The sequence below is a fragment of the Streptomyces sp. NPDC127177 genome (genome assembly GCF_042672475.1).
GTDB lineage: Bacteria > Actinomycetota > Actinomycetes > Streptomycetales > Streptomycetaceae > Streptomyces.
Window position 1 is genome coordinate 1 of the sequence record NZ_JBHXUW010000094.1, and the last position, 20,673, is coordinate 20,673.

The 20,673-nt window shown below is 71.3% G+C and carries 16 protein-coding genes and 1 pseudogene; 11 read left to right on the forward strand and 6 right to left on the reverse strand.

Features of this window, described 5'->3' with window-relative positions:
* Window positions 1-130 precede the first annotated feature (130 nt).
* From ACFVJX_RS34490 to ACFVJX_RS34515, 6 genes are all read right to left on the reverse strand, one after another.
* Window positions 131-1,054: a sirohydrochlorin chelatase gene (locus ACFVJX_RS34490; RefSeq protein WP_384132309.1), complete on the reverse strand. Its 924-nt coding sequence runs from the start codon at window positions 1,052-1,054 to the stop codon at window positions 131-133.
* Between the two features lie 95 nt (window positions 1,055-1,149).
* Window positions 1,150-2,154, reverse strand: coding sequence for an N-acetylglucosamine kinase (locus tag ACFVJX_RS34495; protein ID WP_384132430.1), 1,005 nt, complete (start codon window positions 2,152-2,154; stop codon window positions 1,150-1,152).
* A gap of 77 nt (window positions 2,155-2,231) precedes the next feature.
* Window positions 2,232-2,909 carry a uracil-DNA glycosylase gene (locus ACFVJX_RS34500; RefSeq protein WP_384132312.1) on the reverse strand — a complete coding sequence of 226 codons (678 nt, stop codon included), beginning with the start codon at window positions 2,907-2,909 and terminating at the stop codon, window positions 2,232-2,234.
* Between the two features lie 34 nt (window positions 2,910-2,943).
* Window positions 2,944-4,032 carry a WD40/YVTN/BNR-like repeat-containing protein gene (locus ACFVJX_RS34505; protein WP_384132315.1) on the reverse strand — a complete coding sequence of 363 codons (1,089 nt, stop codon included), beginning with the start codon at window positions 4,030-4,032 and terminating at the stop codon, window positions 2,944-2,946.
* Between the two features lie 140 nt (window positions 4,033-4,172).
* Window positions 4,173-4,700 (reverse strand): GNAT family N-acetyltransferase, encoded by a 528-nt coding sequence (locus ACFVJX_RS34510; protein WP_384132318.1) that lies wholly within the window; start codon window positions 4,698-4,700, stop codon window positions 4,173-4,175.
* A 62-nt stretch (window positions 4,701-4,762) separates the two neighbouring features.
* Complete coding sequence (locus ACFVJX_RS34515; protein WP_384132321.1) at window positions 4,763-5,821, reverse strand: LacI family DNA-binding transcriptional regulator; 1,059 nt, start codon at window positions 5,819-5,821, stop codon at window positions 4,763-4,765.
* A gap of 214 nt (window positions 5,822-6,035) precedes the next feature.
* Here ACFVJX_RS34515 and ACFVJX_RS34520 point away from each other — a divergent pair, with 214 nt between their 5' ends.
* The 11 genes and pseudogenes from ACFVJX_RS34520 (at window position 6,036) to ACFVJX_RS34570 (ending at window position 20,627) form a co-directional block, all read left to right on the forward strand.
* Window positions 6,036-7,289, forward strand: coding sequence for an extracellular solute-binding protein (locus ACFVJX_RS34520; protein WP_384132433.1), 1,254 nt, complete (start codon window positions 6,036-6,038; stop codon window positions 7,287-7,289).
* 2 nt (window positions 7,290-7,291) lie between these two features.
* The gene (locus ACFVJX_RS34525) at window positions 7,292-8,221 is read left to right on the forward strand and encodes a carbohydrate ABC transporter permease (protein WP_384132324.1); all 930 of its coding nucleotides are present in this window, start codon (window positions 7,292-7,294) and stop codon (window positions 8,219-8,221) included.
* Window positions 8,222-8,225: 4 nt separating this feature from the next.
* Complete coding sequence (locus ACFVJX_RS34530; protein ID WP_384132327.1) at window positions 8,226-9,119, forward strand: carbohydrate ABC transporter permease; 894 nt, start codon at window positions 8,226-8,228, stop codon at window positions 9,117-9,119.
* Between the two features lie 50 nt (window positions 9,120-9,169).
* Window positions 9,170-11,584: a glycoside hydrolase family 3 N-terminal domain-containing protein gene (locus ACFVJX_RS34535; RefSeq protein WP_384132330.1), complete on the forward strand. Its 2,415-nt coding sequence runs from the start codon at window positions 9,170-9,172 to the stop codon at window positions 11,582-11,584.
* Between the two features lie 134 nt (window positions 11,585-11,718).
* Window positions 11,719-11,844 (forward strand): annotated as a pseudogene (locus ACFVJX_RS34540) (hypothetical protein); the annotation flags it as partial.
* A gap of 30 nt (window positions 11,845-11,874) precedes the next feature.
* On the forward strand, window positions 11,875-12,258 hold the full coding sequence (locus ACFVJX_RS34545; RefSeq protein WP_384132333.1) for a hypothetical protein: 384 nt from the start codon (window positions 11,875-11,877) through the stop codon (window positions 12,256-12,258).
* An 82-nt stretch (window positions 12,259-12,340) separates the two neighbouring features.
* Window positions 12,341-12,613: a DUF1876 domain-containing protein gene (locus tag ACFVJX_RS34550; RefSeq protein ID WP_384132335.1), complete on the forward strand. Its 273-nt coding sequence runs from the start codon at window positions 12,341-12,343 to the stop codon at window positions 12,611-12,613.
* Between the two features lie 115 nt (window positions 12,614-12,728).
* Window positions 12,729-13,826 (forward strand): NADH:flavin oxidoreductase/NADH oxidase, encoded by a 1,098-nt coding sequence (locus ACFVJX_RS34555; RefSeq protein ID WP_384132338.1) that lies wholly within the window; start codon window positions 12,729-12,731, stop codon window positions 13,824-13,826.
* 243 nt (window positions 13,827-14,069) lie between these two features.
* Window positions 14,070-16,508: a GH92 family glycosyl hydrolase gene (locus ACFVJX_RS34560; protein WP_384132341.1), complete on the forward strand. Its 2,439-nt coding sequence runs from the start codon at window positions 14,070-14,072 to the stop codon at window positions 16,506-16,508.
* Between the two features lie 206 nt (window positions 16,509-16,714).
* Window positions 16,715-20,008 (forward strand): LamG-like jellyroll fold domain-containing protein, encoded by a 3,294-nt coding sequence (locus ACFVJX_RS34565; protein WP_384132344.1) that lies wholly within the window; start codon window positions 16,715-16,717, stop codon window positions 20,006-20,008.
* 100 nt (window positions 20,009-20,108) lie between these two features.
* Entirely contained in the window at window positions 20,109-20,627 is a 519-nt protein-coding gene (locus ACFVJX_RS34570) for a GNAT family N-acetyltransferase (RefSeq protein WP_384132346.1), read from the forward strand.
* The last annotated feature ends 46 nt before the right edge of the window (window positions 20,628-20,673 follow it).

The window sequence follows — 20,673 nt, forward strand, 5'->3', positions numbered from 1 at the left end:
GCGGGGGTTTGTTGGGGGGGGCGGGTATTTTTTTAAACGCCCCCCCCGGGGGGGGGGGGGGGGGGGAAACCCGGGCCCCGCCCCCGAGGGACGACGCACCCTGCTGCCGGGGCCCGCCCGGCGGTACGTGTCAGTGGGCCTGTGCCCCCTGCGCCACCGGGGGAGCGATACCGAGAGCCGAGGTGTACATCGACAGCACCAGCTTGCCGATCGCCGGGTAGGCGCCGAGCGGCTCGGCGCTCGTGCAGCCCGCTTCCTTGACGGCGGAGTCCAGCAGCCCTTCGGCCACCTCGGGACCCACCAGGTACGGCGCGACCGCCAACTGGAGCGAACCGGCGTCCTTCAGCTGCTCGGCGATCGAGGCGACCGAACCCTCGACGTCCAGCGCCGCGGCCATCACCGGCACCGCCAGCCGGGCGGCCAGCAGCATGCCGGTGATCCCGGCGGCCTGCACGGCCTCCTCGCCGCCCACCGTGGCCAGCACGATGCCGTCGGCGGCCGTGGCCACCGTGAACAGCCTGGCGCGGTCGGCACGGGCGAGACCGGCCTCGGAGAGCCGCACGTGCAGCCCCTCGGCCAGGAGCGGGTGCGGGCCGAGCACATCGGTCAGCTCGGCCGGTGCCTGGCTCTCCGTGATCGCTTGGCCTATCCGCTGCACGAGGGCGTTGTCCGGCCCCGCGAGGAGCGGCACCACGACGGCGGCCGGCCCCTCGGGCGGAGCGACCTCACGGCCCGCGGCGGTCGCCTGCTCGAAGCGCGCGACGCGCTCGGCGGCGGAGTGCGCGAGCACCGAGGCGAGAGTGGGGTACTCGGCATCGTCACCGTCGAGGTAACCGATCAGGGCGTTCAGACCGGGCAGCTCGGAGCGGGCAATGCTGATCACCTCTTCGGCCAGAGCGCGGGTGGCCGAGGAGGGGGTACCGGGAACGGCGAGAACGAGCGCGGCAGCGCCCTCAGGTGCGACCACGGGCTCCGGGCGGCGGTGCCGTCCGGACTGGCGAGGTCGCGGCATTCGTACAGGCAGGCCGGAAGCGGGCCCAGTGGGGGTGCTCATGGCGCCGCATGCTACTGGTTTTGGGTACCCGGCTGCGCGGGTAGGGTCCGGTCGAGCGTTGTCTGTCCGGATTTATCCGATGGGCGGCTTACCGGTCAACTGCCCTGATCTGTCACCCCGGCGCCGGGGTCACCGAGCGGTCCGGACAACGGAATGTGGAGCAGCGTCGGATGACGCGGCAGGAGCAGACCGCCGGTGGCCAGCGCCTGTGCGATGCGCAGTGAACCGATCAGGGGATCACCCGAACCGGGGACCGCCCGCGCCTGCGGCAGCAGTCGGGCCAGCTCCGCGCGCAGCGGTACGAGCAATGGGTCGCCCATCCGGAACAAGCCGCCCGTCAGCGCCACTTCGCATTCCCCGCCGTCGGCACCGGCCTTCGGGCAGACGGCCGCGGCGGCTTCCGCGATGTGCCCGGCGGCGTCCCGCAGGATGCCTTCGGCGACGGGATCGTGCGGTGCGCAGGCGGCCACCTCCGGTGCGAACGAGGCCAGGACCGCGGGCCGGTCGGTACGCGGATAGAGCAGGCCCGGCAGCTCGGGCGCCGGACCGAACACCGTCTCCAGCCGGGCGAGCAGCGCCGGGGATCCGCCCCGCCGCCCGTCGTGGGCGCGCATCGCGGCGTCGAGCCCGGCCCGGCCGATCCAGGCACCGCCGCCGCTGTCGCCCAGCAGGTGCCCCCAGCCGTCGGCCCGTCGCCAATCCGTCAGATCGGTGCCCAGGGCGATCAGGCCGGTGCCGGCCGCGACCACCGCGCCGGGCCGCTGTCCGACAGCTCCGGCGTAAGCGGTCACCGCGTCGGCGGCGAGCGCGAGCCGCCTTACCCCGAGCGCGTCCGCCAGAGCCACCGGCAGCTCGGCCCGCAGCCGGCCGCCGAGCGTGGCCATGCCGGCGGCACCGATCGCCGCGGTGGCGATCCGGTCGCCCCCGCCGTGCCGCGCGAGCAGGTCCCGGACGGCGGGCAGCAGTTGTTCCAGCAGGTGAGCGGCGTCGATGCCGCTGGGCCCGGTCCGTACCGGTTCGGCACACGCCACCGTGGCCAGGGGGGCGTCCGAGCCGGCCGTGCCCAGCGCCACTCGCAGCCCCGAACCGCCCGAGTCCACTCCGAGGACGTGATCTCCGGGCCGGGCCGACGGGTTCGGGCCCTCGGCGGCCGGGTCGCTTCCGCCGGACGCGGACGTCACGGCAGTCGCCAGTCGACCGCTCGGGCGCCCTGGCCCACCAGCAGCTCGTTGGTCCGGCTGAACGGCCGGGAACCGAAGAACCCGCGGTCCGCCGACATGGGGGAGGGGTGCGAGGACTCGATCGCCGGGAAGTTCCCCAGTGCGGGACGGAGATTGCGGGCGTCGCGGCCCCACAGGACCGACACCAGCGGGGTGCCCCGCGCGACCAGTGCCGAAATCGCCTGCTGGGTCACCTCCTCCCACCCTTTCCCGCGGTGCGCGGCAGGCCGGCGGGGCGCGGTGGTCAGTGCCCTGTTGAGCAGCAGCACTCCCTGCTCGGCCCATGGCGTCAGATCGCCGCTGGAGGGGCGCGGGAGCCCCAGGTCCGAGTGGAGTTCCCGGAATATGTTGTCCAGGCTCCCCGGCACCGGCTGGACGTCGGGCGCGACGGAGAAGCTCAGTCCCACCGCGTGCCCCGGCGTCGGGTAGGGGTCCTGACCGACGATCAGGACCCGCACCTGGTCGAAGGGTTGCTGGAACGCGCGCAGGACGTTCGGGCCCGAGGGGAGGTATGTGCGCCCCGCGGCGATCTCGGCGCGCAGGAAGTCGCCCATCGCCGCGACGCGTTCGGCCACGGGTTCGAGGGCCTGCGCCCAGCCGGGCTCGACAATTTCTTTGAGAGGTCGTGCTGCCACGGGCGGCACTCTACTGCTGATGCGACCGTATGGATCAACCGCCGATGGTCGCCGCCCGGACGCACAGGACATCCGGCAGGTGCGAGGCGAGCTGCTGCCAGCTGTCCCCGTCGTCCGCGCCGGCGTACACCTCGCCGTTGCGGTTGCCGAAGTAGACCCCCGCCGGATCGGCGTCGTCCGTGCAGAGCGCGTCGCGCAGGACCGTGCCGTAGTGAGCCTCCTGCGGAAGCCCCGCGGACAACGGCTCCCAGCTGTTGCCCGCGTCCCTGGTCCGGTAGACGCGGCAGCGGTGTCCGGCCGGCACCCGGTCGGCGTCGGCGTTGATCGGGAAGATGTACGCGGTGTCCGCCCGGTGCGGATGCGCCGCCACCGCGAAGCCGAAGTCGGAGGGGAGCCCCTGGCCGATGTCCGTCCAGTTGCTCCCGGCGTCGTCGCTGCGGAAGACACCCCAGTGGTTCTGGAGGTAGAGCCGGTCGGGATCGACCGCGTCCCGGCTCACCTTGTGCACGCACTGGCCGAACTCCGGGTCGGGGTCGGGCAGGAAGACGGCCGACACACCCTTGTTGGCGGGGGCCCAGCTCTCGCCGCCGTCCGCGGTCCTGAACACGCCGGCGGTGGAGACCGCGACCGTCAGGGCCTGCGCGTCCCGCTCGTCGGTGAGGACCGTGTGCAGCCCCTCGCCGCCCCCGCCGGGCACCCATTTCGAGCGCGTCGGGTGCTCCCAGAGCGGCCGGACCAGTTCAAACGACTCCCCGCTGTCCCGCGACCGGAAGAGCGCGGCCGGTTCGGTGCCCGCGTACACGACGTCGGGGGCCTCGGGGCCGGCCGGATGCAGCTGCCAGACCCGCTCCAGCGATGTGCCGGTGAACTCCGGGAACTTCACGGCGGGCTGTCTCGGCTCGACCCACGTGGCGCCCAGGTCGTCGGAGTGGAAGACGGAGGGGCCCCAGTGCGCGCTGTCGCCGCCTACCAGCAGCCGGGGGGTCGCCCTTCGGGTGTCGATGGCGACCGAGTAGATGGCCTGCGCATTGAAATGCGGACCGTCGAACTCCCACGCGCCCTCGCGCCCGCGGCCGATGAAGAGCCCCTTGCGGGTGCCCACAGTGAGCAGAACCTCGGTCATGACCGAACCTCCCGAAACGCCGTTGTGCCGGATACCGGCCAGTCTGCACCCGGCCACTGACAGCGGCGCGCAGGACGGCCCGGATCACCGCCGCTTCCGCGGCCGCCCCGGGTACCTGCCGGTCACGGAGGCCCTGCCGGCTACCGCTGTCCGCCCTCGTCCGGCGTCGCGCGGCGGGTGAGGAGCAGGGGCGTGCCGCCGTCCTCCTCGGTGATGTCCCGTACGTGCCGGAAGCCGATCCGGTCCAGCAGCGCGAGCGAGGCCTCGTTGCCGTCGGCGACGGTCGCGTGCACCTCGCTCAGGCCGAGCGTGCCGAAACCGTGCGCGACCAGCGCCTGGGCGATCTCGGTGCCGAGGCCCCGTCCCCAGGCCCCGGGAGCCAGGGCGTAGACGATCTCGTGGCCGTCGGCGTCCGGGAACGGTTTGATCTCCGCGTGGCCGACCGGCCGCCCGTCCTGCCGCACGATCCACACGTCGAACAGCTCCCGCGCGTACACCTTCGTGAAGATCCGGCCGAACAGGGCGCGGTCGGCGGCCTCCGTGGCCGGCCCTTCGCCCATCCAGCGGGACACCCGGTGGTCCTGGAACAGTGCGACGAAGGCGTCCTCGTCGGCAGGTGTGTACGGCTCCAGCCGCAGGCGCGCCGTGTGCAGAACGGGAGTTCTCATGGCGTGCGACGCTACGCAAGCCGCCCCCGCCCCGCAACGGCCTTTGCCGGCTTCCGGCCCGGTCAGTGCCCGGGTGCGGCCGTGCTGCTGCGCACCACCAGATTGGTGGCCAGATCGACCCGGGTGGTCGCGGGCCGGCGGCCCCGGCCCAGGTCGAGAACCAGACGGGCCGCGGTCTCGGCCATCTCTGTGAGCGGCTGGCGCACCGTGGTCAGCGGCGGTCCGATCCACCGGGTGAGCGGCAGGTCGTCGAAGCCGACGACGCTGAGATCCTCCGGGATGCGCAGGCCCAGCTCCCGCGCCGCCTCGTACACGCCGAGCGCCTGCAGGTCGTTGCCGGCGAAGATCGCGGTCGGCCGTTCGGCCTGCCGCAGCAGCTCCAGCCCGGCGGTGTAGCCCGCCTCGTGCTGGAACTCGCCCTCGCGGACCAGAGCGGGATCGATCGGCAGGCCGGCGGTCTCCAGAGCGGCGCGGTAGCCGTCCACCCGGGCCCGGCTGCACATCATCCGGGACGGGCCGCTGATGACCCCGATCCGCCGGTGCCCGAGCGCGGTGAGATGGCGGGTGGCGGCCAGACCGCCCTGCCAGTTCGTCGTACCGACCGACGGCACGTCGTCTCCCGGATCGCCCGCCGGGTCGACCACCGCGTAGGGGATGCTGCGGCTGGTCAGCTGGGCCCGCTGGGCGGCGGTGAGGTCCGAGAGGACCAGGATCACGCCGACCGGCCGCCGCGCCAGTACCCCGTCCACCCAGGTCTGCCCCGGGGTGAGCCTTCCCGCGCTCTCCGAGAGGACCAGGCTCAGCCCCTCCTCCCTCGCGACGTTCTCCACCCCGCGCACGACCTCCATGGCCCACGCGCTGTCCAGCTCGTGGAAGACCAGGTCGATCAGCTGGGACTGGGTCGTGGAGCCGCGTCTGCGGCGGTAGCCGTGCACCAGCAGCAGCTCCTCCACCTTGGTTCGCGTAGCCGGGGCGACATCGGCGCGCCCGTTCAGCACCTTCGAAACTGTCGGAGCCGAGACTCCGGCCGCTCGGGCGATCTCCGCCAGGGTGGCGGTGCCGTCCGACGCTTCGCCGGCCGGCGCGTTCTCCTGATGTGACTGGACGTTTGCGGGGCTCATACAGGGATCGTAGCTTCCCTCGGTCGGGCCCGACGCCCCGGTCAGGGGGGAGTAAATACCTCGTCCGGACCCCTTGACGCCTCCGAAACGCGACCGTACCGTTCCGGCAACATTCGGAAGTCACGCCGAAACATTCGACAGAGGTGCGGTCATGCGGTCGGGAATTTTCACTCATGGTTCACGTACGGCGAGATGGACCGCGGCGGGTGCGGCCATGGTCATGGCCGGCCTGCTGGCGGGTTGCGGCAGTGAGGCCGGAAGCGGCGGCGGAAGCGGCGGCGCGACCCTCACCGCATACGTCTACGGCGATGACGCCGTGAAGGTTCAGCAGGCGGCCGTCGAGGAGTTCAACAAGACCTCCGACGTCAAGGTCAAGCTCGTCTCCGTTCCCGGCACCGACTACGTCAACAAGCTCCGCAGCGCCATGGGTTCCCCGAGCGCCCCCGACATCTTCTTCAACTGGGGCGGCGGCTCCATCAAGCCGTACGTCGACGCGAACCAGCTGGTCGACCTCACCTCGACCGTCAAGAACGACACCACCCTCAAGGAGGGCTTCCTGCCGTCCGTCGTCGAGGCGGGCAGCCTCGACGGGAAGATCTACGGCGTCCCGATGCGCGGGATGCAGCCCGTGATGCTCTTCTACAACAAGACCCTCTTCGCCGAGAACAAGATCGAGCCCCCCAAGACGTGGGAGGACCTCCAGAAGGCCATCACCACCTTCAAGAGCAAGGGCATCACCCCGTTCGCCCTCGGCGGCTCCGACAAGTGGCCCGAGCTGATGTGGCTCGAGTACCTCCTGGACCGGATCGGCGGCCCCGATGTCTTCCGGAGGATCCAGAGCGGAGACAGCTCGGGCTGGGGGGACCCGGCCGTGCTCAAGACGGCGCAGACCGTCGAACAGCTGGTCGACGAGGGCGCCTTCGGCAAGAACTTCAACTCCGTCGACTACGGCAACGGCGGCGCTCCCACCCTGCTCAGCAAGGGCAGGGCGGCCATGCACCTGATGGGCTCGTGGGAGTACTCCACGCAGCTGGGCAAGGCACGGAAGTTCGCCAGGGAAGAGCTCGGCTGGAGCAACTTCCCGACCGTCGCGGGCGGTGTCGGCGACCCGGCGGACGTGGTGGGCAACCCCACCAACTACTGGTCGGTCAACGCCCGCACCAAGCACAAGGACGAGGCCATAGCCTTCCTGAAGACCATGGCCTCCAAGACCTACGCCCAGGCACTGGTCGACAACGGTGACGTACCGACCACATCCAACGCCGCCGCCATGCTGAGCGGATCGCCCAACCCGAAGTTCGCCACCGACCAGTACGAGATGGTCCAGAAGGCCCCGAGCTTCACCCTCTCGTGGGACCAGGCGCTGGAGTCCCAGCTGGCCACGCCGCTGCTCACCGAGATCAGCAAGCTGTTCGCCGGCAAGTCCACGCCCGAGCAGTTCGTCGCCGCGATGAAGGCCGTCAAGTAACGATGTCCCAGGTCTCTTCGTACAAAAAGGTGGGTGGAGGAAGGAAGGCGGCCGCCGGAAACGTCGGCCGCCCCCCGGTCGTCTGGGCCCTGCCGGGCATCCTCTTCTTCGCCGTCTTCGCGATCGTCCCGCTGGGGATCGCCGTCTACCTCTCCTTCTGCCACTGGGACGGGCTGAACTCCCCGACACCCGTCGGCACGGACAACTGGACCAGGCTGTTCAAGGACCCGGAGTTCCGCCAGGCCGCCTGGCTGAGCCTGCTCCTCACCACGATCAGCTGGGCCTTCCAGACCCCCGTCGCCCTGCTGCTCGGCGTCTGGGCGGCCGGCAGGCAGCGCAGCCGGGCCGTGCTCTCCGCCGTCTTCTTCATCCCGCTGCTGCTCTCCACGACGGCCATCGCGATGCTCTTCCACGCCCTGCTCGACCCGAACTTCGGCGTGATCAAGGAGATCGGACCCTGGTTCGGCATCGATCCGAACATCATGGGCTCGTCCACCGGCGCCCTGCTCACGGTGGCCTTCGTCGGCGGCTGGCAGTTCATGCCCTTCCACACCCTCATCTACCAGGGCGGCACCCGGCAGATCCCCCAGGTCCTGTACCAGGCGGCGGAGATCGACGGGGCCGGCATGTTCCGTCAGTTCGTCCACATCACACTGCCGCAGCTGCGCAACACCGTCACGACCTCGTCGGTCCTGATGATCGTCGGCTCGCTGACGTACTTCGACACCGTGCTGATCATGACCAAGGGGGGTCCGGGCACGGACACCACCGTGCTGCCCTACCTGATGTACCGGACCGGTTTCCAGACCTACGACCTCGGCTACGCCGCCGCGATCGCGACGGCCCTGGTCGTCGTGGCCACCGCCCTGTCCCTGATCCTGGTCCGTTTCAGCGGCTTCGGGAACATGCGGTCCACCCGGGAAGGTATGTGACGCGATGTCAATCGACACCCGCCCCTCGACGCGCCCCGCGCAGCCGGTGACCCGGGGCCTGCCCACCGCCTTCCGGCGCCGCCGGAAGTGGGGCAACCCCCTGGCCGGCCTGGGCTCGCTTGTCTGGCTCCTGCTCGTGATCGTCCCGCTCTACACCCTGGTCTCCTCCTCGCTCATGCACCAGGACGAGGCGCTCAACGGCGATCCGCTGGCCTTTCCGACCCACCCGACCCTCGACAACTACCGCACCGTGCTGGACAGCGGCTTCTCCTCGATGCTCGTCAACACGGCGATCGTCGCAGCGACCACCGTGGCCATCGTGCTGCTGCTCGCGGTGCCGGTCGCCTATGTCGCGGTACGCACCCGCAGCAGGCTCTCCTCACTGGCCTTCCGGACCTTCCTGCTCGGGGTGGCCATCCCCGCGCAGGCCGTGATCGTGCCGCTCTACCTGCTCATCAGCAAGATGGGCCTCTACGACAGCCTGCCGGCGATCATCCTGCCGACCGCGGCGTTCGCGATGCCGGTGGCCGTGCTGATCCTCAGCGGCACCATGCGTGACGTCTCCGAGGAGATGTACGAGGCGATGGCGCTCGACGGCGCGAGCCCTCTGCGGATGCTGTGGCAGCTGGCGATACCGATGTCCAAGGCGGGTATCAGCACGGTTGCGATCTACACGGCACTCCAGGCGTGGAACGGCTTCCTGTTCCCGCTGATCCTGACTCAGTCCGAGGAGAACCGTGTGCTGACCCTCGGTCTCTTCAACTTCATGACCCAGTTCGGGGTGAACATCCCCGCCGTGCTGGCCGCGATCGTGCTCTCCGTCGTGCCGATCTTCGCCGTGTACCTCGTGGCGCGGAAGGCACTGGTCAACGGACTGATGGGGGTGGGCGGCAAGTAGCGCATCCACGCCGCCGCGTACCACCGCACTCTCGAGAGGAACCCGCCGCCATGGCAAACCCCCCTGTCCCGCATGCCCGCAGCACCGAAGCGGCCACCTCCGTCGACGGCCCGTGGCAGGACACCGCACTGCCCGCACGGGAGCGGGTGGCCGACCTCGTCTCCCGGATGACCCTTCAGGAGAAGACCGCCCAGCTGTACGGAATCTGGGTGGGCGCCGACGCCGACGGGGACGGGGTCGCCCCGCACCAGAACGACATGGTCGACGCCATCGACTGGGACGCGCTGATCCCCCGCGGCCTCGGCCAGCTCACCCGGCCCTTCGGCACCGCACCGGTGGACCCGGCCGTGGGCGCCATCTCGCTGGCCCGGGCCCAGGAAGCCATCGCCGGCGCAGGACGGTTCGGCATCCCCGCGCTCGCCCACGAGGAGTGCCTCGCCGGATTCACCGCCTGGGGCGCCACCGCCTACCCCGTGCCGCTGTCCTGGGGCGCGGCGTGGAATCCGGACCTGGTCACCGAGATGGCCCACCGGATCGGCAGCGACATGCGGTCCGTAGGCATCCACCAGGGACTGGCCCCCGTCCTGGACGTGGTGCGTGACCTGCGCTGGGGCCGCGTCGAGGAGACCATCGGCGAGGACCCCTACCTAGTCGCGACCATCGGAACCGCCTATGTACGCGGCCTGGAGTCGGCCGGCATCGTCGCCACCCTCAAGCACTTCGCCGGATACGCCGCATCGGCCGGCGCCCGGAACCTCTCACCGGTCCGGGCCGGAGCCAGGGAACTGGCCGATGTCATCCTGCCCCCCTTCGAGATGGCGATCGTCGAGGGCGGCGCACGCTCGATCATGCAGTCCTACACGGAGATCGACGGGGTGCCGTCGGCCGCCGACCCGTCGCTGCTGACCGGGCTGCTCCGCGACACCTGGGGCTTCGAGGGAACGGTCGTAGCCGACTACTTCGCCATCGGCTTCCTGGAGACGCTGCACAAGGTCGCCGGGAGCCGCGCCGACGCCGCCCGCCTCGCCCTGCGGGCCGGGGTCGACGTGGAGCTGCCGACCGTCCGCAGCTACGGCGACGAACTCGTCTCCGCGGTACAGGACGGCGCAGTCCCCGAGGAACTCGTCGACCGGGCGCTCCGCCGCGTCCTGCTCCAGAAGTGCGAACTCGGACTGCTCGACCCCGGCTGGAACCCGCTGCCCGCGCTCCTGCGCGACGCCGGCCCGAAGCAGGCACGAGACACGATCGACCTCGACCCGCCGCGGAACCGGGCGCTCGCCCGGCAGTTGGCCGAGCAGGCCGTGGTGCTGCTCGCCAACCCCGGCGGCACGCTGCCGCTGAGCGGCGGGAAACGCATCGCGGTGGTCGGGCCCCGCGCCGACGACGCGCTGGCCATGCTCGGCTGCTACTCCTTCCCCAGCCATGTCGGGGTCCTGCACCCCGAGGCCGCTATGGGCATCGACATCCCGACCGTGCTGGACTCGCTGCGCGCCGAATTCCCCGGCGCGACGGTCGACAGCGCACCGGGCTGCGAGGTGGACGGCAAGGACACCTCCGGCATCGCCGCCGCCGTCGGCCTCGCCCGGGACGCGGACGTGTGCGTCGCCGTGCTCGGCGACCGGGCGGGACTGTTCGGGCGCGGCACGTCGGGCGAGGGCTGCGACGCCGACGACCTCTCCCTCCCGGGCGTACAGGGCGAACTGCTCGACGCGCTGCTGGAGAGCGGCACCCCGGTCGTGCTCGTGCTGCTGACGGGCCGCCCGTACGCACTGGGCCGCTGGTCGGAGCGTACGGCCGCCGTGGTGCAGGCGTTCTTCCCCGGCGAGGAGGGCGGTCCGGCGCTCGCCGGGGTGCTATCCGGCCGGGTCAACCCCTCCGGGCGTCTTCCGGTCGGCGTTTCACGTCACCCCGGTGGTCAGCCGTGGACGTACCTCCAGCCGCCGCTGGGGCTCGCCAACGGGGTGACCAACCTGGACCCGACGCCGCTGTACCCCTTCGGCCACGGCCTCTCGTACACCTCCTTCAGCTGGGAGCCGGGAGCCCCGGCGCCCGACGAGATCCCCACGGACGGCACCGCCGACATCGAGCTGACGGTCCGTAACACCGGCGACCGGGCGGGCGCGGAGGTCGTACAGCTCTATGCGCACGACCCGGTCGCCCAGGTCACCCGCCCCGACAGCAGGCTCATCGGCTACGCGCGCGTCCCCCTGGAGGCCGGGCAGGAGGCGCGGGTGCGCTTCCGGTTCCATGCCGATCTGGTGTCCTTCACCGGCATCGGGGGCCGGCGGGTCGTCGAGCCCGGTGCGCTCGAACTGCGCCTCGCCGCCTCCAGCGGCGCCCAGGACGTCCGGCACACCGTGCGGCTGAGGCTCACCGGACCCGAGCGCACGCTCGACCACGGCCGCCGGCTCGTCTGCGACGCCTCCGTCGAGCACGTCACGGCGGCCGCCCCCATCGGCGGCTGACCGCCCCCGCCGCCGGGCGGGGACGGTGCGGCCCCAACCGCATCGTCCCCGCCCGGTCCGAACCGAGCCTCCGCCCGACGGACGGGCGGGGAAAGGCTTTCGAAACTTTCGAAACGGTACGGACGTCTCGCCCCGCCGGTGTGCATGTGCTGAAATTCTGGATGGCCGACCCGACGGTGGTGCTCCAGAACCTGGTGGTCGACACCGGCGGCCTCAAGCCCAGCTACCTGGGCCCGCCCGAGAGCCTCCGGCTGCACTGAGAAGCCCGGGCCCGGGCAAGGGGAGAACGAATGAAGAGCGGGAACGACGGCACCGGCGCGCCGGCCGGCCGTCTGGAGGTGACCCCCGTCGGTGCGGGCGTCGAGGTGAGGCTCGGCACGGCGTCGGGGGAGCTCTCGCTGATCTGCACCCCCGACCGGGCCCGGGAACTGGCCGCCGCCCTCGGTCTCGCCGCCGACGAGGCCGACAGCGTGCGCTCGGCGGACCCCGTCACGGTCAGGGCGGACGAGCTGAGCCGCGGGGACGTGCGGGACGGCGACCGCGCCATGACGGTGGACGGGGTCAGGACCGAGGGAGCCACCGTGCACGTCACCTGGAAGTCGGGCGCCGGCCGCAGCTGGAACCAGCTGTACGACGCGGACGCCCGGATCACCCTGCGCCGCCGCGCGCGGTAGCCCGGCCGGCCGGCCTTCCTCCGCGCGCACCGCCGGGGGAGGGGGCGCACCCTGGAGGGACAGGCTCCGGAGGTGAGCATTCATGACGCAGACAGCTGTCGGATGGCACATCGAGCTGGAATTCGAGGAGGACACCCACCGCACCCGCGCCGCCGCCCTGGTGCGGCTCTCCGACGGGAGCGAGGTACGTGCCCACGGCTACGCCAGCAGGCACCCCGCCGACTCCGAACAGCCCCGGGTGGGCGAGGAGATCGCGGGCGCCCGTGCGCTCAACGAGCTGGCGATGAAGCTGCTGACCAAGGCCCACGACGAGATCGACGAGGAATCCGGCCGTACCTCCTATCCGCTCGGCTGAGAACGGCCGATGGGCTCGGATGTCTTGTACGAGAGGCATCGTAATTTGACGGGCGTCGTAGTACGGGATGTATCGTACTAGCGATCCTTCCGTACCCGGCGAAACGGAGTCCGTCGTGAGTGCCCTTTTCGAGCCCTTCACCCTGAGGTCGCTTGTCGTGCCCAACCGGGTATGGATGGCACCCATGTGCCAGTACAGCGCCGAACCGGTGGGGCCCGGCACGGGCGTCCCCACCGACTGGCACTTCGCCCATCTCGCGGCGCGCGCCACCGGCGGCACCGGACTCATCCTCACCGAGGCGACCGCGGTCAGCCCCGAGGGCCGGATCAGCCCCGCCGACCTCGGCATCTGGAACGACACCCAGGTCGCGGCGTTCCGGCGGATCACCGACTTCGTCAAGGCGCAGGGCTCCGCGGTCGGTATCCAGCTCGCCCACGCGGGCCGCAAGGCGTCCACCGACGCCCCCTGGACCGGCGGTGGACCCGTGGGGCCCGACGCGCACGGCTGGACACCCGTCGCGCCCAGCCCGCTGCCGTTCGACACCGGACACCCCGTGCCGCACGAGCTGACCGCTGACGAGATCCAGGGCGTCGTCGCCGACTTCCGCGAGGCCGCGCGCCGCTCCCTCGAAGCGGGCTTCGAGGTCGTCGAGGTGCACGGCGCGCACGGCTACCTCATCGGACAGTTCCTCTCGCCGCACAGCAACCGCCGCACCGACGAGTACGGCGGCAGCTACGAGAACCGTGTCCGCTTCGCCCTCCAGGTGGTCGACGCCGTACGCGAGGTGTGGCCCGACGACCTGCCCGTGCTCTTCCGCATCTCCGCGACGGACTGGCTCACGGAGAACGCCGAGGACGAGCGCGAGGGCTGGACCGCCGACGAGACCGTGCGGCTGGCGGGGGAGCTCAAGGCCCACGGGGTCGACCTGCTCGACGTCTCGACCGGCGGCAACGCTCCCCGCGCCCGCATCACGACGGGACCCGGCTACCAGGTCCCGTTCGCCGAGCGGGTGAAGCGGGAGACGGGCCTGCCCGTCGCGGCCGTCGGCCTCATCACGGACCCGCAGCAGGCGGAGAAGATCCTCACCGAGGGCCGCGCCGACGCCGTGCTCCTCGGCCGCGAACTGCTCCGCAGTCCCTCCTGGGCCCAGTACGCGGCGCGCGAGCTGAGCGGCACGGTGCGCGCCCCCGAGCAGTACGGCTACGCGATCTGACGCACCCGCACCCGCACCCGCCCGCCCTCCTCACCCCTCCCCGCTGGCCGGGGCGGGGTGAGGAGGGCGGAGGCGCGTTGTGGCGGTGGCATCCGTTCACCGCGGATTCACCAGGGATGGCGGCCGAGGCATTCCCTCCGGCGCCGGAGGGATCTACGCTCGGCCGCGAATCGATCACCGTTGCTCCCAGCCGGATCCCGGGTGAAGACAACGTTGTCCTGACTCCCTGGAAGGTACCGCGACATGCCCACCAGACCGTTGCCCGCGGCCCGGCAGCTGGCCGCGCGAACAGCCGCCGTGCTCGTCACCGGCGCCCTCGCCGCCGCAGTCCTGCCCGCGGCCGCGGAGGCCGCAGCCCCCGTCACCCGCCCCACCGCCTATGTCGATCCGCTCATCGGCAGCGCCAACGGCGGCAACACCTTTCCGGGCGCCACCCTCCCGAACGGCATGATCGGCTGGTCGCCCACGAGCACGAAGGGCGACCAGACGAGCACCGGTGCCGCGAACGGGTACTCCTACGACGTCACCCGGCTGCGCGGCCTGAGCCTCACCCATGTCAACGGCGCCGGGTGCGACCCCGGCGCGGCGGGCGACATCCCGATCATGCCGTTCGTCGGCGACGTCACCTCCTCGCCGTCGGCGGACACCAAGGACGCCGTCTACGCCGCGAACTTCTCGCACGACGACGAGCGCGCCGTCCCCGGCCGCTACACCGTCGGCCTGGACTCCGGCGCAAGCGCCGACCTCGCCGTGAGCCGCCGCGCCGGCGTGGCCGACTTCGCCTTCCCGGCCGGGAAGCCCGCCAACCTCCTCTTCCGGGTGTCGAACTCGCTCAACGGCAGCGAGGACGCCCAGGTCGAGATCGACCCCGAACACCGCAAGGTCACCGGCTCGGTCCTCACCGGCGCGTTCTGCGGGCGCCGGGCCAACGGCGGCACCAACAACCGCAAGAGCTACTACCGGCTCTACTTCACCGCCTCCTTCGACCGCGCCTTCTCCACCACCGGTACCTGGAAGGACGGCACTCTGGCCCCGGGCTCGACCTCCGGCAGCGGTGGCGAGGGCTACGCCACCGGAGCGGACCGGGCCGGCCGCGGATCGGGCGGCTGGGTCGGCTTCGACACCGCCTCCGACAACGACGTCCACATGCGCATCGGCATCTCCTACGTCAGCCAGGCCGGTGCCGAGGCCAACCTGCGTTCCGAGATCGCCCCGCACGCGGACGTGGACGACGTCGCGGCCGTCGCGAGCCGGACCTGGGACAAGGAGCTGACCTCCGTGCGCACGGGCGGCGGCACCGAGGCGCAGCGCACCACCTTCTACACCGCGCTGTACCACTCGCTGATGCAGCCCAACATCATCAGCGACACCGACGGCCGCTACCCGGGCATGGACGGCAAGGCGCACCGCATCGAGCGCGGACAGGGGGCCCAGTACAGCAACTTCTCCGGCTGGGACCAGTACCGGGCGCAGATACAGCTGCTCGCCCTGCTCAAGCCCGAGATCGCCGGGGACTTCGCCCAGTCGCTGTACAACTTCGCCCGGCAGAACGGCGGAGTGTGGGACCGCTGGGTGCACATCAACGGCGCCACCCATGTGATGACCGGTGACCCCACCGCGGCCACCCTCGCCACGTTCTACGCCATGGGCGTGCGGAACTTCGACTACGAGGGAGCCTACGAGTCACTGGCGCGGCAGGCGACCGTCCCCGTCGATGACGGTCTCTCCGACGCGGGCTGCCCGGGGCAGTGCACCGGCCAGCGCCCCAACCTGGCGCAGTACCTGGAGTCCCACTACGCACCGCAGGACGTGTGCCACTGCTGGGGCGGCGCCGCCGAGACCCTGGAGGACGCGGTCGCCGACGACGCGCTCGGCCGCTGGGCCGGACTGCTCGGCCGTGACGAGGAGGCCAAGGCGTTCAAGGAGCGCGGCGGATGGTGGCGCAACGTGTACAACCCCGACGCGACGGACGGGGCCGGAACGAAGGGCTACATCCAGGCCCGCAATCTCGACGGCTCCTGGGTCTCTCCGTTCAGCCCGGGAAGCGACCTCGGCTTCGCGCAGGGCACCAGCGCCACGTACACCTGGATGGTGCCGCAGGACGTCCAGGGGCTGGCCGAGGCGATGGGTGGCAGGGACGTCGCCGCACAGCGCCTCGACGGCTTCTTCCACAACGCGGACGGCTCCTGGTCGGTGAAGGGCGGCGACGCCGTCCGCTACGACCCGACCAACGAGCCCGGCATCCACGCCCCTTGGCTGTACAACGCGCTCGGTCAGCCGTGGAAGACCCAGGCGACCGTCCGCGAGATCCTGAACACGGTCTACGGGACCGGGCCGCGCGGTCTGCCCGGCAACGACGACCTGGGCACCATGTCCGCCTGGTACGTCTTCTCGGCGCTGGGTCTCTACCCGCAGTCGCCGGGCAGCGGATCGCTGCTGCTGGGTGCCCCGCTGTTCCCGAAGGCGGTGATCGGCCGCCCGCACGGCCGGGACATCACCATCACCGCGCCGGCCGCCGATGCCACGCACGCGTACATCGACGCGGTGAAGGTCAACGGCACCGCGAGCGACCGCTCGTGGACGGATGCGGGCCTGCTGTCCAGGGGTGGCACGCTCGCCTACCGGCTCTCCGGGAAGGCCAACACCTCCTGGGCCACGGACCCCTCGGGGCTGCCGCGCTAGTCACGCGGTGATCTGCCGCCGGGCCCCCGTGATCGTCTGCGGGGGCCCGGCGCGATGCGGAGCGGCGCTGCGGGCCCGATGTTTCTATCGTTGAAAATTCTCTGTGCACGACTGTTGTTTTGCGTTTGATGCTGTGGCTCAATGTTCGATTGTGTGCTGTGCCTCACAGGTTTGGGGCACTTCAGCTCTCTCGACAGGACGACGCCTTGAGACGACAAACGCCCCGCCCCCGCGTGCTGTTCAGGACGGCGGTCTGCGCCGCCGCCCTGCTGATACCCGTCGGGGCCACCCTGGTCCCAGCCGCCGCGGCCGCCCCGGCCTCCTCCGCCGCCGCAGCGGCCTCCGCGTTCAAGGCCGACCCGGCCACCGACGTGCACGGGCTGAAGGGCGAGTACTTCAGCATGTCCGCGCCGGGCGCGCGGGACTTCGACAAGCTCGGCGGAGTCGCCCTCGACCCGGAGATCAACTTCCCGGGCCTCACCGGCACCTTCGAGTCCACCACGGGGCAGACCGAGAACACCACCGCCCGCTGGACCGGCGGCATCACGGCACCCGAGGACGGTGACTACACCTTCTCCGCCAGCGGTGACAACGGCTTCCGGCTCTACATCGACGGCAAGGTGGTCATCGACCACTGGGAGCCGGACTGGGACAACGAGCAGACCAGTGAGCCGGTGGCGCTGAAGGCCGGTGAGCCGCACGAGTTCAAGCTGGAGATGTTCCAGGACACCGGCGGCGCCAACATGTTCCTGCGCTGGTCCAGCGCGAAGCTCAAGAAGCAGATCGTGCCCGAGTCGGCCTTCACCCCGCCGGCCGACTTCGAGGTCTACCCGGTCGGGCTGAGCGTCCCGGGCGACGGACAGCGGCTCCAGGCGACGTTCGAGGACAAGGTCAGCGACTTCTCCGCGGTGAAGGACCACCTCGGGATCGAGGCGGACACCTCACCGATCCCGGTGAAGTCCGTCGCCCGTGTGCCCGGCAACGCCAAGGCCCTGCTCGTCACGCTGACCGCGCCCGTCCAGAAGGGCCAGCAGGTCCGCGTCGCCTACGACGGCGAGGCCGGACTCCGGGTGGGCGGCAAGGCCGTCCCCGAGATCAGCCGCACGGCGAAGAACCTGTCCACGCACCGGCTGACCACGACCTGGGGCGACAAGCTCGACCGCAACCACCCGCTGCCCGAGTACCCCCGGCCGCAGCAGGTCCGCGACGACTGGAAGAACCTCAACGGGCCCTGGGAGTTCGCCGGGGCCGCGGCGGGCGAGCAGCCCGTGTTCGGGAAGAAGCTCGGTGAGCGCATCACCGTGCCGTTCCCCGTCGAGTCGCAGCTCTCCGGTCTCGAGCGCCACGAAGACCACATGTTCTACCGCAAGCTCGTCACCGTGCCGAAGAGCTGGTCCGTCGACCGGGACAAGTCGAAGAACAAGGGCAAGGCCGGCAACCGGCTGAAGCTCAACTTCGGCGCAGTCGACTACCAGGCCCGCGTCTGGGTCAACGGCAAGCAGGTCGCCGAACACACCGGCGGCTACACCTCCTTCAGCGCGGACATCACCGACGCGGTCAAGGGGAGCGGCCAGCAGGAGATCGTCGTCGCGGTCACCGACACCACGGGCGACGACCAGCCCAAGGGCAAGCAGTCCCGTGACCCGGGCGGCATCGTCTACACCCCGTCCTCCGGGATCTGGCAGACGGTCTGGATGGAGCCGGTCGCACCCGCCTCGGTGGACACCCTGACGACCACCCCGGACATCGACAAGGGCCGTCTGGCCCTGAAGGTCAACTCCGCCGACGCCTCGTCGGGCGCGCGGATCAAGGCCGTCGCCCGGGACAAGAAGGGCAAGGTCGTCGGCACGGTCACCGGCCCGGCGAACCACGCGCTGAGCCTGCCCCTGAAGAAGCAGCACCTCTGGACCCCGGACGACCCGTACCTGTACGACCTCGAGGTCACCCTGACCGACGGCCGCTCCAAGGACACCGTCGACAGCTACTTCGGCATGCGCTCCCTGGGCATCGAGAAGGTCGGCGGCTACCAGAAGCTGGTGCTCAACGGGAAGCCCTTCTACTCCCTCGCCATGCTGGACCAGGGCTTCTGGCCCGACGGTCTCTACACGCAGCCCAGCGACGCCGCGCTGACCTTCGACCTGAAGGCGCAGAAGGAGCTCGGGTTCAACGCGGTGCGCAAGCACATCAAGGTGGAGTCGGCGCGCTGGTACTACCACGCGGACCAGCTGGGCCTGCTGGTCTGGCAGGACTTCGTCTCGTCCGACATCACCGGCGAGAAGGGGCAGCAGGCCTTCCTCTCGCAGGGCAAGCAGATGATGGAACAACTCCACAACTCGCCCTCGATCGGCGGCTGGATCGTCTTCAACGAGGGCTGGGGCGAGTGGGACCGGGCCGAGACGGGCCGCATCGCCGAGTCCGTCAAGGCCGCCGACCCCTCCCGTGTCGTCAACGCGCACAGCGGGGTCAACTGCTGCTCGTCCAAGGGTGACTCGGGCAAGGGCGACATCATCGACCACCACGACTACCTCAACAACGAGGCGCCCTTCCCGGACGACCGGGCGGCGATGGACGGCGAGCACGGCGGCTTCACCCTCCGTACCGCCGGCCACATGTGGCCCGGCGCACCCGCGGCGATCTACAGCGGGGTCGCGGACAAGGACGCCCTGACGGCCAAGTACGTCGACAACACGCGGACGTACTACCTGGCCGCCGCCGGCGCCGAGCTCTCCGGGTCGGTCTACACCCAGGTCAGCGACCTGGAGAACGAGCTCAACGGTCTCTACACCTACGACCGGCGCGAGATCAAGGTCGACCCCAAGAAGGTCCGGCAGATCAACCAGCAGGTCATCGCGGCCGGCGCGGCCGCCGGTCACCGCGACGAGGTGAAGGGCGGCGCCGCCTGGAACCTCGACGAGGGCAAGGGCACCAAGGCGAACGACCAGGGGCCCAACCGCCTTCCGCTCACCCTCTCCGGGGGCACGTCCTGGACGCCCGGAGTCCAGGGCTCCGCACTGAAGTTCAACGGTGAGGGTCAGTACGCCGAGACCACCGGCCCCGCGGTCGACACCACCAAGGACTACACGGTGTCGGCGTGGGCCTCGCTCGACGCGCTGCCGGGCAACTACGCGACCGTGGTCAGCCAGGACGGCCGGCGCACGGAGAACCCGTTCTACCTCCAGTACGGACAGGGCGCGTTCGCCTTCAGCACCCCGGGCGGCAAGCGGGCCCGTGCGGAGATCACGCCCGAGACCGGCAGGTGGTACCACCTGGTGGGGGTGCGTGACGGCGACGAACTGAAGCTGTACGTCGACGGCAGCCTCGCGGCCACGGCCGCGGCCGGCTCCGCGGACGTCAGCACCGGCCCGCTCGCGGTGGGCCGTGCCCGCTACGCCGGCGAGAAGGGCGACTTCTGGAACGGTTCGGTCGACCAGGTCAGGGTGTACGACAAGGCCCTGACCGCGGACGACGTGAGCGCGCTGCACGACACCGAGCAGCCGTAGCTACCGGCTGCCCCGCTGCCTGCCGCCGCACCCGTGCGACGGCAGGCAGCGGCATGCCCCCGGCAGTCCCGCGGATCCGGCTCCGTGTGAGGATCGAGGAATGGAACAGCCCGAGATCCGTCGCCGCCGCGACGACGACATGAAGGCGTGCGTCGAGGCGCTCGCCACAGTCCACGAGGCGGACCGCTACCCGGCGCGGTGGCCGGCCGACCCGGCGGGCTGGCTCACCCCCGACGGGCTGCTCGACGCCTGGGTCGCCCTGGACGGCGCGGACGTCCTCGGGCACGTGGCGCTCACCGGGACCGACCCCGTCATGGCGGCGGACGCCGGTCTCCGGCCGGACGAACTGGTCGCCGTGTCGCGGCTGTTCGCCACGGCTTCGGCCCGGCGGCGCGGAGTGGCGAGCGCGCTGCTCGCCACCGCGGAGACAGCCGCCGCGGCCGGTGGGCTGCGGCTGGTCCTGGAGGTGGAGGACGGCGGCTCCGCAGCCGTCGCGCTCTACGAGCGGGCCGGCTGGCGCCACGTCGCCAGCCGCCCCGGCGACTGGACGACCGCCGACGGCAGGACGGCGCTGCTGCACACGTATCTCGCACCGGCGGCCGCGACGCGGGAGCCGTGACGGACCGACGGCCCGGACACACGACGCCTTCGCGTCGTGTGTCCGG

Bases quoted from the DNA above. Each gene is read 5' to 3' on its own strand.
- ACFVJX_RS34490 (WP_384132309.1), bottom strand. From the start codon at position 1,054: ATGAGCACCCCCACTGGGCCCGCTTCCGGCCTGCCTGTACGAATGCCG.
- ACFVJX_RS34505 (WP_384132315.1), bottom strand. From the start codon at position 4,032: ATGACCGAGGTTCTGCTCACTGTGGGCACCCGCAAGGGGCTCTTCATC.
- ACFVJX_RS34510 (WP_384132318.1), bottom strand. From the start codon at position 4,700: ATGAGAACTCCCGTTCTGCACACGGCGCGCCTGCGGCTGGAGCCGTAC.
- ACFVJX_RS34515 (WP_384132321.1), bottom strand. From the start codon at position 5,821: ATGAGCCCCGCAAACGTCCAGTCACATCAGGAGAACGCGCCGGCCGGC.
- ACFVJX_RS34520 (WP_384132433.1), top strand. From the start codon at position 6,036: ATGGTCATGGCCGGCCTGCTGGCGGGTTGCGGCAGTGAGGCCGGAAGC.
- ACFVJX_RS34525 (WP_384132324.1), top strand. From the start codon at position 7,292: ATGTCCCAGGTCTCTTCGTACAAAAAGGTGGGTGGAGGAAGGAAGGCG.
- ACFVJX_RS34530 (WP_384132327.1), top strand. From the start codon at position 8,226: ATGTCAATCGACACCCGCCCCTCGACGCGCCCCGCGCAGCCGGTGACC.
- ACFVJX_RS34535 (WP_384132330.1), top strand. From the start codon at position 9,170: ATGGCAAACCCCCCTGTCCCGCATGCCCGCAGCACCGAAGCGGCCACC.
- ACFVJX_RS34545 (WP_384132333.1), top strand. From the start codon at position 11,875: ATGAAGAGCGGGAACGACGGCACCGGCGCGCCGGCCGGCCGTCTGGAG.
- ACFVJX_RS34550 (WP_384132335.1), top strand. From the start codon at position 12,341: ATGACGCAGACAGCTGTCGGATGGCACATCGAGCTGGAATTCGAGGAG.
- ACFVJX_RS34560 (WP_384132341.1), top strand. From the start codon at position 14,070: ATGCCCACCAGACCGTTGCCCGCGGCCCGGCAGCTGGCCGCGCGAACA.
- ACFVJX_RS34570 (WP_384132346.1), top strand. From the start codon at position 20,109: ATGGAACAGCCCGAGATCCGTCGCCGCCGCGACGACGACATGAAGGCG.